Origin of the sequence: Bradyrhizobium sp. Rc3b (assembly GCF_900114915.1) — a bacterium.
Lineage (GTDB): Bacteria > Pseudomonadota > Alphaproteobacteria > Rhizobiales > Xanthobacteraceae > Bradyrhizobium.
The window spans coordinates 102,495-114,996 of sequence record NZ_FOUS01000002.1; the positions used below are offsets into that span (position 1 = coordinate 102,495).

Genomic DNA, 12,502 nt, shown 5'->3' on the forward strand with positions numbered 1-12,502 from the left:
CAGATATCGGAACGAAGGTCGCGTCAACCCATGGCCGTATTCACGGAGCTGTCATTCGACCAAGTCACAGCGTTCTTTCGAGCGCGGGGTCTCGGCGCGCCTCGCTCCGTTCGCGGGATCACCAGCGGAATTGAGAATACCAACTACTTCGTCGATACGGATCGGGAAGGGTACGTGCTCACCATTTTTGAGCGCCTCCCCTTCGAGCAGTTGCCGTTTTACCTCCACTTCATGAAGCATCTTGCGGTGCGGGGCATGCCCGTCCCCAATCCGGTCGCCAACCGTGACGGCGAAATCCTTCACTCACTGAAGGGGCGGCCTGCCGCCGTCGTTACCAGGCTTCCCGGTGCAAGCGAGATGGAGCCTACGGTCGCGCATTGTGGTGCCGTCGGAAAATTCCTCGCGCAGGTGCACCTGGCTGGGGCCGATTACCCGCGACAACAGATAAATCCGCGCGGCCTCCAGTGGTGGAACGAGGTTGTGCCGGTGGTCAGCCGCTATGCATCTGCTGGACAGCGCTCGCTGCTCGCGAGTGAATTGGCGTTTCAGAACCAGGTCGCTTTGTCCTCGACCTACCGGCAACTGCCCAGGGGACCGGTGCACGCTGATCTCTTTCGCGACAACGCCTTGTTTGAGCGGGGGCAACTGTCCGGCGTTCTTGATTTCTATTTCGCCGGGTGCGACGCGCTTCTGTTCGACATTGCAGTGTGCGTCAATGATTGGTGCATCGATGGTCCCGCCGGCCGTTACGACGAGGAGCGAGTCATCGCCTTCCTCGACGCATATGAGAGCGTCCGGAGGTTGACTCCTTCGGAGCGCTTGCTGCTTCCCGCGATGCAGCGCGCTGCGGCATTTCGGTTTTTACTGTCGCGCCTGTGGGACGTATATCTGCCCCGCAAAGCTACGCTCCTAAAGCCACACGATCCGGGTCACTTCGAGCGCATGTTGCGCGTGCTGCGTGGAGAGATCCCCATGATAATCGCCGAAATGGCGCCCTAGCGGAGATTGGAGGGAATTATGACGCCGACTCTCGAAGGCCGCGCCGCGGCGCCCGACGCGTCGGCGCGCGACACGTCGTGATAACCGACGTCAATCCGCACCGTCTGGCGCTTGCAGTGGTGCTCCCGCCGCATGTGAGGCGTCAGCTCTGACGGCCCGCTTTCGAGCGCCGTCCTGGCGCGCCCGCCGCTGACGGCAGATTGGCCGCGTCGAGCCGCGAACAATGAAATTCTATGCCGAACTTTGCTCCAGTCCAATTGTGTAATGCTGTCTGGTGAAACGTACAGTGCGGACGATGCGAGGATCAGGTGGACCTCGCCGTCAATCAGGTACTGGCGACAAGTACCGCGAGCAAGAGAAACGTCGACCAATGATGAAGCCCGCAGCTTACCAGGCCGGAGATCGCGACGATCGAGCCGCGGTGCTGGTTCCATTCGCCAGATCACACCTGGAAGGCGCCCTGAAGCTCTCGCAGGAGATGTCCTGGCCCTATCGGCTCGAAGATTGGGATGTCGCGCTGCAGCTGGGCAAAGGCTTTGTTCTGGAACACGCTGGGACGGTGATCGGGACCGCGGCATGGTGGCCGTATGGCGAAACCCATGCTTCCGCTGGTATGATCATCGTCGCGAAGACCGCTCAGGGCCGTGGCTATGGGGCCCGGCTCATGGATGCGTTGCTGACGTCCGCGCGTCCACGAAGCATTGCGCTGAATTCGACCGCCGAAGGCCAAGCGCTTTACCAGCGGCGCGGTTTCGTCCCCATCGGGGTCATCCACCAGCATCAGGGAATTCCCAGAGGACGCCATGAGTCGCCGCCGGGGCTCGTCAGGCCAATGGCTGCCTCGGATTTCGAGGTGATCATGCGACTCGATCGCGACGCTACGGGCTTGGAGAGACGACAGATGCTCGAAAAGCTACTCCAAAGCGGTGATAGCTATCTCCTGCAGCGTGACGGCATGGCCCGCGGCTACGCCATCTCCCGGCTTTTTGGCCGCGGGCATGTCATCGGTCCCGTCGTCGCCGAAACCGAGACCGATGCACAGGCGCTGATCGAGGCTGCGCTCGCGCGGCTCGGCAGTGGTTTTGTCCGCATCGACACCTCTGCCACATCGCAGCTCGGGAATTGGCTTGAAGGCATCGGCCTGGAGCAGATCGGCGATGCCACCACAATGATCTTGGGCACGCCGGCACCATCAAGCGGGCCGGCGCGCGTGTTTGCGATTCCCAATCAGTCGTTCGGCTAGGAGACATCGACGTGCGACGCGAGGAGATGAGCGGAACGGATCACCAGAACTCCGAGACGGCCGCAACGCTCGGCACGCTGGCAACGCCGGCTCTCCTGCTCGACGTGCATCGGCTCGATCGCAATCTCGCCCGCCTGTCCTCGCGCATGGCGGAGCGGGGCGTCGTGCTGCGTCCCCACATGAAAACCGCGAAATCCATCGACGTGGCGCGACGGGCTTATCCGTCCGGATCGGGGCCGATCACTGTTTCTACCCTGGCGGAAGCCGAGTATTTCGCGCGGCACGGTTTTCGCGACATGACTTATGCGGTGGGTCTGGCGCCCCACACAGCTGAAAGAGCGATGCGTCTGCGCAAAGCAGGCGTTGACCTCAAGGTACTGCTCGATTCGCCGGAGCAGGCGAGGATGCTCGGCGCCGCCGGTCGTGCCGCTGGTGTGACACCCACTGCGTTCATCGAGATTGACTGCGATGGTCACCGCGGCGGGCTGACCGCGGACGATCCAAAGCTCATTGCAGTCGCGGTCGCGCTGGGCGAGGCCGGCATCAAGCTTGCCGGCGTTCTCACCCATGCAGGCGAATCCTACAGCCTCTTCACGCCCGAGGCTCTCGTCGCGGCTGCGGAGAATGAGAGAGCGGTAGCGGTTGCCGCGGCGGAGGCCTTGCGGGCGGCCGGGCACCAATGCCCCATCGTGAGCGTCGGCTCGACCCCGACAGCGCATTTCGCCGAAGACCTGACCGGCGTCACGGAAATGCGGGCGGGCGTCTACATGTTCTTCGACTTGGTCATGCACGGTGTTGGTGTCTGCACGACGGACGACATCGCGATCTCGGTGCTCGCCACCGTGATCGGCACGAAGCCCGAGAAGGGCTGGATTTTGGTCGATGCCGGATGGATGGCGCTGTCGCGCGACCGCGGCACCGCGGCGCAGCGGGTCGACCACGGATATGGTCTGGTCTGCGACGTGGCCGGCAAGGTCTATCCGGACCTGATCGTTTCGCAAGCAAGCCAGGAGCACGGGATCCTCGCCATCAGGCCCGGGTCGGCGCACGCTTTGCCCAATCTTCCGATCGGCGCGAAGGTTAGGATTCTCCCCAATCACGCCTGTGCTACGGCGTCGCAACACGAGTTGTACAACGTCGTCTCCGCCGGCGGCGACGCGACTCACGCCCGATGGCCCCGGATGCGCGGCTGGTAGCACTGGCCGGGCCATTCCCAGCCCCTGGTTCCCGCCGCCGATCGGCGCCTATTCCCGGATCAAGGATCGCTTCCAATGACCTCGCCCCTTCGACATTTGACGGAAGCCGGCTTTCTCGGAAAATTCTACATCGACGGAGACTGGCGGAAGCCGATCGGATCAGTCACGGCAGCCGCAATTGTCGTCAACCCGGCGACGGAACAGCCGATCGCCGACGTCGCGCTCGGCGACGACGATGATGTGGACTGCGCGATCGCAGCCGCCAGAGGAGCCTTCGCCGCCTGGTCCATGACACCGCCTGCTCAGAGAGCGGCGCTGCTCGACCGGATGCACGCCTTGCTCCTTGAGCGGCTGGAGCTGTTCGCGCAGGCGCTTACGTGTGAGATGGGAGCTGCGATCACCTATGCGCGCCGCGCTCAGGTGCCGTTGGCCGCCGAGCATATCCGCGTCGCCCGCGACAATCTCGCGAATTATCCGTTCATCGCCGTGCGCGGCAGCACCGCGATCATGCGCGAGCCAATCGGCGTCTGCGGCCTCATCACGCCATGGAACTGGCCACTTTATCAGATTACTGCGAAGGTGGCCCCGGCGATTGCGGCCGGTTGCACGGTGGTGTTGAAACCGAGCGAATTATCGCCGCTGAGCGCTTTGCTATTCGCGGAACTGATGGACGATGCCGGTTGCCCACCCGGCGTCTTCAACCTCGTCAATGGGACAGGTCCGATCGTGGGCGCCGCTCTCGCGTCGCATCCGTTGGTCGACATGATCTCGATCACCGGCTCGACGCGCGCCGGCGTTCTCGTCGCGCAAGCGGCAGCGCCCACCGTCAAGCGCGTTGCCCAGGAGCTCGGCGGCAAGTCGCCAAATATCATCTTGCCGGACGCCGATCTCAGCCGTGCTGTTCCGCTTGGCGTCGCCGCCGCCTTCCGCAATCTCGGCCAATCCTGCAGTGCGCCGACGCGCATGCTCGTGCCCCGTTCACGGATCGAGGAGGTCGAGACCTGGGCCGCGGCGGCCGCTTCTGAACTGGTGGTCGGCGATCCCCTTGCGGAAAGCACGACCCATGGTCCGATCGCCAACCGGCCGCAGTTCGAGCGCATCCAGACCATGATCGGCGTCGGACTGGAAGAAGGCGTCAAGCTCGTCATCGGCGGGCGAGGGCGGCCCGACGATCTCCGGACTGGCTTCTATGCGCGGCCGACCATCTTCTCGAACGTCCGTCCCGACATGAGGATCGCGCAGGAGGAGATCTTCGGCCCGGTGCTGTCGATCATTCCCTACGACACCGTGGACGAAGCGATCGCGATCGCCAATGACACCGTCTACGGCCTCGGCGCCCACGTGCAGGGCACTGATATGGAGACGGCGCGAACCGTCGCCGGGCAGATCCAGTCGGGTCAAGTCCATCTCAATTATCCTGACTGGGACCCCAACGCACCTTTCGGCGGCTACAAGCGCTCCGGCAACGGTCGCGAATACGGCATCGAGGGCATGGAGGAGTATCTCGAGACCAAGGCCGTCCTCGGATTTTATCACTCTCGCGCTTGAGCATCTCGTATCGCTCAAACGGCCAGAAAACCGAACATCTTGCGAAGTCCTGGATGATTTCAGCACATTCTACCGAGCGCACGATGCGATGAAGGGCTGATCGGAAACGTTGCTTCCGCATTCTTGGCAGCCGAGGTTCGTTGGACCATGTCGCCCCACGTCGAGCGCATTCACAGCGATGAGCGTCTCCCGGCCGAGGCCGACGTCGTCATCGTCGGCGGCGGCATCCTCGGCTCTACGGCCGCCTATTACCTGGCGAAGCGTGGCCTCTCCGTGGCGCTCCTCGAGAAGGGGCACGTCGCCTGTGAACAATCGAGCCGAAACTGGGGTTGGTGCCGCCAGCAGAACCGCGACCGGCGCGAACTGCCGCTATCGGTGCTCTCCATGCGGCTGTGGGACGAGCTCACGCGCGATATCAATCGGGACCTTGGATTTCGTCGCTGCGGTCTCGTCTATGCGACCCATGACGAGGCTGTGCTCGCGGGCTGGGAAAAGTGGCGCGAGGTCGCCAGGGAGTACGGCGTCGATACCCGCGTGCTGAGCCGGGCCGAGGTGGCCGAGCGCGTCCCCGAAGCGCGCGACAAATGGGTCGGCGGGACCTATTCGGCGCGAGACGGCAAGGCCGAACCTGCGCTCGCCGCGCCGGCTATCGCTGAGGGGGCTAGAGTTCTGGGCGCCACGATCCACCAGGGATGCGCCGCGCGGGCGCTCGACTTGGCCAATGGCAGGATTGCGGGCGTGCACATGGAGAAGGGCTACATCAGAACCAGTGCTGTGCTGTGCGCCGCCGGCGCCTGGTCCTCGCGCTTCCTTCGGCCGCTCGGGATCAGTTTCCCCCAAGCGAGCATCCGGCAGACCGCGCTGCGTTCCACGCCGACAATCAACATAGGCGAGGCGGTCTCGACACCCTATTGCACGATTACGCGCCGACTGGACGGCAGCTACACGCTTGCGATCAGCGGCAAGGCGAACCTCGAAATCACGCCCCAGGCCATCCGGTATAGCCGGGAATTCATGCCGCAGTTCTTGCGTCGCCTGAAGAACGTCAGGCTCGGCATCGGCCAATCGTTCGTTTCGGGGCCGGATTCATTGCCGGCGCTGCTGACCAACGACGACCGGATCTTCGAACAGAATCGCGTGCTGGACCCTCCGCCCTTGAAATGGCTGGAGAGCCAAGTGGTGGAGAGTGTCCGGAAAACCTTCCCCCAACTCGGCGAAATAGAGATCGATAGCGCCTGGGGCGGCTTCGTCGATTGCACGCCGGACGCAGTGCCCGTGGTATCGCAGGTGGACGGGGTGGATGGCCTCGTCCTCGCGGCGGGCTGCTCGGGTCACGGCTTCGGTCTGGGCCCGGGGCTCGGCTATCTGGCCGCAGAGCTTGTCGTAAACGACACGCCTTGCGTCGATCCGACGCCGTTCCGGCTGTCGCGTCTGGTCGATGGTTCCAAGCTGGACATCGCCGCCATCTGAAGATCGAGCCGGACGTCAGGCCCGACGTACCGTGGCGAGCAAAGGACTCGGAGCTGTGCTCGAAGATCCTTATCCGCGTGCGGGACCTGATCGCGATTTAGCAGTCCCTAAGGGGCGTTTCCTCCCCAACTTGAGCCACTCCTTCGGAGTGGCTCTTTCTTTATGGACAAGACGATTTGGCTGATCGAGGTGCATCGGCCGAAGACCCACCGTTTGGAAAGGATCGCCAACTCGCCGGCCGATGGTTCAACGGGCAGACTTCTCTCCCAATGGGCAGACGATCGCGCCAGCGTTCATGATGTCCGCCGGATCAAAGGCGGTCTTGATCCGGCGCATCGCCGCGATGCGCCCGAGATCGCCGTACCGCTCCAGAAGATGCTTCTTGAATCGGCCGACGCCATGCTCCGCGCTGAACGTGCCGCCGAGCGCTGCGGCTGTATCGTAGAGTTGCAGAGACAGGCTGCTTTCGATCCGCTTGGTGAACTCGATGCGGTCGACGCCGGCGGGAACGAGCACGTTGTAGTGCAGATTGCCGTCGCCGACATGGCCGTACACGGAGAGCTCAAGGTCGGCGTCATATGCTCGCACCTGTGAGCCGGCCAGATCTAGGAAGCGCTGAATGGAGGAAAGCGGTACCGAGATATCGTGCTTGACCGACCCGTTCCGGCGCTTCTCGCCCTCGGGGATGGTCTCGCGGAGCCGCCACATCGCGGTCCGCTGCGATCCGCTCTGCGCCAGCAGTGCGTCCTCGATCCATCCGGACTCGATCGCCTCGGCCAGTACGGCTTCCATCAGTTCGTCGAGATCGAGATGACGTGAGGAAGAGGCTAACTCGACGAGGACGGCGCCAGCTGGGCCCGCTCCAAGGGAGCGCGGGTCGGTCATTGCGTCGGTCGCAAGCGCGATGGATCGGGCCGCCATGAATTCGAAAGTGGTCAGCAGGTCCGCGGATTCGCGACGGACCAGAGCGAGAAGCTCGGCGAGCGGCGCGCCGCTCGCGAGCTTCAGCCAGGCAGTCGCGCGGCGGGTCGGCAGGGGCGCGAGACGCAACACTGCGCCCGTAACGATGCCCAGAGTCCCCTCGCTTCCGACGAAGCACTGTTTGACATCGTAGCCGGTATTGTTCTTCCGCAGCTTGCGCATGTCGGAGACCACCGTGCCGTCCGACAGCACCGCCTCAATTCCGAGCAGCAGATCACGCGTCATTCCGTACCTGACGACCGATAGCCCGCCGGCATTCGTCCCGATGTTACCGCCGATCCGGCAACTGCCTTCCGCGCCGAGGCTGAGCGGCAACAGAAGTCCGGTGGCCGCCGCGGCGTCCTGTACGTTCTTCAGGATGGCGCCGGCGTCCACAGAGATGCTCATGGAGACGGGATCGACTTCGCGAATCCTGTCCATCCGCTCGAGGCTCACGATAATCTGGCGTCCGGAAGCGTCCGGTGTCGCACCGCCGCAGTAGCTGGTATTGCCGCCCTGCGGAACGATTCCGATACCATGATGCGCCGCCAGCCGCACGATGTCGGCGACTTGCTTCGTCGTCGCCGGCTTCAGCACGGCAAACGTCGAGCCCGTGGAGAGCTGGCGTTGATCCGTCGTGTAGGTAGCCATCCGCTCCGGGTCGTCAACGACGCCTCCGTCGCCGACAAGGTCGCGAAAGGCCCGAACGTGTACTGACTGGGACATGCTCAGCTCCCAATTGGCATCGGGCCATCTTTGCGCGTTTGTGCCGCATTGGCTGCCGTTGGAGGGTCATTCAGAAGAAACCAATGCTGAATTACTACGATTGTCGGCAGCTTGCGCCGCCGTCGAACACTTTCTCGCGAGGCGTCTGGGACTTGAGAGAAGTAGTCGATGACTTCACGGGTCATCTATCCCTGATGCTTGAAGTGGGGCGTCGCTACCGTAGCCAAGATCGTAGGTTGCTCTGTGCTGAATTGAAAAACGGTACATATTTCAATGGAGGTTGACTGACACTCTCTCCGCCATTTCTACGCCACAGCTCTCCCCAGTATCCAATTGTTCGAATCTACCGCGAAATCACCGAAGAACTCCGCGATGTTGCGCCAATTCTTCGCGAGAGCTGTAGTTTTTTCGCCGTGGGTTAGGAGGACGGTTCTTCCGCCGCTGCACTCTTCTGCTCGCTGTCCCATTGCTCGAATCGGCAGCGAAAAGGAGTAGAGCGATAGCGATAAAGGCTGCTGCGGATAATCCGCGATCGGTCTTCTATTGCTGCCCAAACCGTAGGCTTTGGCCGTTGGTTCGGAGGACGGGTTTTGCAGGGGGACTCCCGGTCACACTGCTCGCGCTGCGTGCGGCCGTACGTCTTCCAAGTCGCGGCTTCGATAACCGACGCGGTTGTGCAGCTACCCGAACATAGCGGCACAGGCACTCGACGGCGCTTCTCAAGCCTGAAAGCGAGATCTGGGCCTGTTTGCAAGATGACCGAATTTTAATAACACCTTCTAACGTCTGTCTTCGCACGCGGACTATCCGCCGGCCTGCTTAAAATGGCTGCGCTTGTCTGGCACATCCACCTGATCCCGGTGTCGTTGGCAAAGCGTGTATGACTATGCACCTTGACCTCCATCGGAGGCAGTTCGAATGGAAGATCGAGCAGCTGGAAATCCCTGGCGCGGTGCAAATCCAAAGCCAGCATCCTTGGGAAGATCGCGGCCAGATCCGAGTGGCGAACGATCTCCGGTGCTGCGGTGAAATGTCCGCGAACGGCGATCTGGGGCCGGATCGCTTCGTTCGCGAGCCATTGCTCGGCCAACTGGTAGACCGTCGACGTCGTGCGCGTGAAGAAGAAGCGCAGCTTCGAAAAACTCGAGCGGGTAAGTCTGGACTTTGCGACAGGGTGGTTTGCACGGACCATGCAGATGTATCGGTCCTTGAGGATATCTATACTAGCAATGTCCTTGTCCGACACATTGACGGCGCCGATCGCAAGATCGATCTCCCCGGAACGCATCGAGTTTGCCACGCTGTCAGGAACCAGAGGGACAATGTGAACGCGGATGAACGGCGCGATACGCGATAGCTCCGTCACCAGCCGCGGCATCAGGTAGACCTCCGCTATATCTGACATCGCCACCCGAAAGGTTCGTTCGGTTACCCGCGGATCAAATACGATGCCGCTCTGCAAGGTGCGATTGAGCAGTTCGAAAGCCTGATCGAGTGGCTCGTGCAGGCGAACGGCGGCATCCGTCGGAAGCATGCGGTTCGCCACTCTCACGAACAGCGGATCGCCGAACCGATCCCTCAATCTTCGCAGGGCATGGCTGATGGCCGGTTGCGTGAGGCCGAGACGCTCGCCCGCGGCAGTGAGGCTGCGCAGATCCCAGATCGCGAAGAACACACGCAGGAGATTGAGGTCGAGATAATCATTAATCCTATTCATGGAGCAGATCATAACTATGAATTTGACTGAGCTCAATCGCCGGCAGATTGTCGCCCCCGGATTGACTGTCCTGGTCGTCGGTCAGAACGGCCTGCCGGGCGCAAAGAGCGGGACAGGTCCGTCCCTCAAAGCAGGAGCGTGTGATGAACATGTTGCCCTTGGGTTCAAAGACTTCGGAATTCGATTACAGGAGCGCGGCTCGCGCCATTCTGCCGAGACTTGCTGCGACCGCGGATAACAGCGAAAAGATGCGTCGTCTCGACGACGATGCCGCTGCGGCACTCCGCGAGTCCGGGTTGACCCGCGTTCTCACGCCCCGGAAGTTCGGCGGATTTGAGCTCTCGCCGAGCGGTCACATCTGGGCGTGCGCGGAGCTTGGACAGGTTTGTTCCTCCGCAAGCTGGGTTCTGATGGTTTGCGTGGCCCACGACTACATCGTCGGCAGGTTTCCCGACCAATGCCAGAAGGAAGTCTACGAAGGCGATTCCAACAACTTGCTCGCCGGTTGCTTGCAGCCGCAGGGCATGGTGGAGAGCGTACCGCAGGGTTGGCGCCTCGACGGACGCTGGCAATTTGGCAGCGGTTGCGATCATTCGCCCTGGTTCATCCTGGGCGCGAAGGCGACCAATCCGAAGGCCGACGACTATTTGATCTACCACGTCATGGTTCCGCGTGCCGAGGTGGAACTGGACGACACCTGGCATACGCTGGGTATGCAGGCACCGGCTCAAAGGATCTTGTGGTCCGTGATGCCTTCATCCCCGAGCACCGCATCATGCCTACCTTTCCGACGTTCCTCGGCCTGAGCCCGCACGCCCAAAGCCCGACGTTTCGCCTTCCGGTCTATGCCGGGCTGGCGTCCATGTTGGCTGGATCGGTGCTCGGCATCGCCGAAAGAGGGCTCAAGGCCTTCATCGACACGACCATGGTCCGCAAGAGCGCCTATGGGGTGGTGAAAGCCGAAAGCGTTTCGATGCAACGCCGCGTTGCTGAATCAAGTACGGAGTTGGTCGAGGCGCGAAGGTTGCTGGAGAACGTCTGTCAGCGGTTTGATGCGGCAATGCTGGCAGATCAGGCGCCGATGTCGGATCGCGATCGAATCCAATTCCGCTGGGATGCGGCGTATATCGCTGAACTCAGCCGGCGGGCCATCGAACGTATATACGCCTCGGCGGGAGCACATGGACTTTATGAAGGCAATCCGGTGCTCCGCGCCTACCGCGACGTCGTCACGGCCTGTCATCATGCAGTCGTTGATTTTGACCTTGTGTCCGAAATGCAGGGGCGCGCAATCTTGCTTGGAAGCCTCAACGAAAATCCCCGCGCCGCCCCGTTTGCCTGACCGGCACCGTCGCCCGGTGGCACAAGATGAGGGTATGTGATGACGAGAGAAGCGGCCATTTCTCTGGACACCTTCCATCAGAGCGTGCGGCTCCTGGCCGGCGGCGTTTGCATTGCGGCGACCGCCGTCGATGGCGAACGGCTCGGTCTCACGGTGACGGCCGTCTGCTCGCTCAGCATCGATCCGCCCACGCTCATTGTTTGCGTCAACCGTGCGGCCGGCGCTCACGACGGGATGCGGGCAACCAGGCGGGTAAGCGTCAATTTTCTGGCAGCCGATCACGTCCAACTCGCCGAGTAGTTCTCTTCCGCCAAGACCAAGGACGCTCAAAGATTTGATTCGGCTCAGTGGGCCACTACGGCGGGCGGCGTCCCGGCTCTGATCGATGCACTGGCTGTGCTCGATTGCGAGATCGTGAACGAGTTCTCGGTCGGCCAGCACTCGGTGTTCCTGTGTGAGGTCCGGTCGGCCAGGCTCGAGTCCGGGAAGCGTCCGCTGGTCGACTTCGATCGAATGTTCTGCGGGGTCTTGCCCATTGATCAGCACTGCGGCGTCGTGCCGACGCTGGACAGCCAGAATATCACCGCTTTAACCCAGAGTTTGAACAGAGCAGCATCGTGAGTAATCTCACCTCCAGCGATCTTGGGGCCATCTACCCGAAGCCGAGCGCCCGCGTGATCGCGAAATCGCGGTCGTCGATTGACAGGCACGCCCATCGGTTCATCGCGATGTCGCCTTTCTGCGTGCTGGCGACCTCGGGCGCGGACGGCAGCGTCGATGCGTCGCCTCGCGGCGGCAACCCCGGCTTCGTGCGTGTCGACCGGCCGAGCCGGCTGATGATGCCCGACCGCGCGGGTAACAATCGCCTCGACAGTTTCAGGAATATCGTCGGCGGAAACGGCTTGGTGCATCTACTCTTCTTTGTTCCCGGCATTGATGAGGTGTTGCGGGTCGGTGGCAAGGGCGCGGTTACCGCCGAACCGGAATTGATGGCAAGCATGGTGGAGTTTGGCAGACCGCCGCGGGCGGTTTTGTGCATCGACGTTAACGAGGTCTATTTCCATTGCGGCAAGGCCGCGATGCGATCCCGGTTGTGGTCGAATGAAGCGCGCATTGACCGTTCTAGTTTTCCGAGCATCGGCGAAATCAATCACGAGCAGACCTCGGTTGGAGTTCCGGAAAGCCAGGACGCCATTGAAGCGATCTACAAAGAGCAGCTCTAGATCGTTAGCCCACGACACAACTGCGAAGTGGAAAGTGTCGCTCCTTGTCGATCCCCTTGGGACATATTCAGAAACTTT

At 62.0% G+C, this 12,502-nt stretch carries 10 protein-coding genes and 1 pseudogene; 9 read left to right on the plus strand and 2 right to left on the minus strand.

All coding sequences use genetic code 11. The features are described from left to right. Window positions 1-30 precede the first annotated feature (30 nt). The 5 genes from BM190_RS03925 (at window position 31) to BM190_RS03950 (ending at window position 6,456) form a co-directional block, all read left to right on the plus strand. Window positions 31-999 carry a homoserine kinase gene (locus BM190_RS03925; RefSeq protein ID WP_092252131.1) on the plus strand — a complete coding sequence of 323 codons (969 nt, stop codon included), beginning with the start codon at window positions 31-33 and terminating at the stop codon, window positions 997-999. Window positions 1,000-1,369: 370 nt separating this feature from the next. Beyond that, window positions 1,370-2,242 (plus strand): GNAT family N-acetyltransferase, encoded by an 873-nt coding sequence (locus BM190_RS03935; RefSeq protein ID WP_092252133.1) that lies wholly within the window; start codon window positions 1,370-1,372, stop codon window positions 2,240-2,242. A 26-nt stretch (window positions 2,243-2,268) separates the two neighbouring features. Continuing rightward, on the plus strand, window positions 2,269-3,438 hold the full coding sequence (locus BM190_RS03940) for an alanine racemase (RefSeq protein WP_092253001.1): 1,170 nt from the start codon (window positions 2,269-2,271) through the stop codon (window positions 3,436-3,438). Between the two features lie 75 nt (window positions 3,439-3,513). Next, the gene (locus tag BM190_RS03945; protein WP_092252134.1) at window positions 3,514-4,986 is read left to right on the plus strand and encodes an aldehyde dehydrogenase family protein; all 1,473 of its coding nucleotides are present in this window, start codon (window positions 3,514-3,516) and stop codon (window positions 4,984-4,986) included. Between the two features lie 147 nt (window positions 4,987-5,133). After that, window positions 5,134-6,456, plus strand: coding sequence for an NAD(P)/FAD-dependent oxidoreductase (locus tag BM190_RS03950; RefSeq protein WP_092252135.1), 1,323 nt, complete (start codon window positions 5,134-5,136; stop codon window positions 6,454-6,456). A gap of 246 nt (window positions 6,457-6,702) precedes the next feature. Here BM190_RS03950 and BM190_RS03955 read toward each other — a convergent pair whose 3' ends face one another. Further along, window positions 6,703-8,142, minus strand: coding sequence for an FAD-binding oxidoreductase (locus BM190_RS03955; protein ID WP_244550582.1), 1,440 nt, complete (start codon window positions 8,140-8,142; stop codon window positions 6,703-6,705). Between the two features lie 766 nt (window positions 8,143-8,908). Beyond that, entirely contained in the window at window positions 8,909-9,859 is a 951-nt protein-coding gene (locus BM190_RS03960) for a LysR family transcriptional regulator (RefSeq protein WP_092253003.1), read from the minus strand. A 143-nt stretch (window positions 9,860-10,002) separates the two neighbouring features. Between BM190_RS03960 and BM190_RS03965 the strand changes: the two genes are divergently transcribed. From BM190_RS03965 to BM190_RS03985, 4 genes and pseudogenes are all read left to right on the plus strand, one after another. Next, complete coding sequence (locus BM190_RS03965; RefSeq protein ID WP_092252138.1) at window positions 10,003-10,665, plus strand: acyl-CoA dehydrogenase family protein; 663 nt, start codon at window positions 10,003-10,005, stop codon at window positions 10,663-10,665. Next, window positions 10,635-11,201, plus strand: coding sequence for an acyl-CoA dehydrogenase family protein (locus BM190_RS40230; RefSeq protein WP_177236896.1), 567 nt, complete (start codon window positions 10,635-10,637; stop codon window positions 11,199-11,201). The genes BM190_RS03965 and BM190_RS40230 overlap by 31 nt, the downstream gene beginning before the upstream one ends. Before the next feature lie 39 nt (window positions 11,202-11,240). After that, window positions 11,241-11,822, plus strand: a pseudogene (locus BM190_RS41015) (flavin reductase family protein). Continuing rightward, window positions 11,819-12,424, plus strand: coding sequence for an MSMEG_1061 family FMN-dependent PPOX-type flavoprotein (locus tag BM190_RS03985; protein WP_092252144.1), 606 nt, complete (start codon window positions 11,819-11,821; stop codon window positions 12,422-12,424). Before BM190_RS41015 ends, BM190_RS03985 begins: the two are co-directional and overlap by 4 nt. Window positions 12,425-12,502 lie beyond the last annotated feature (78 nt).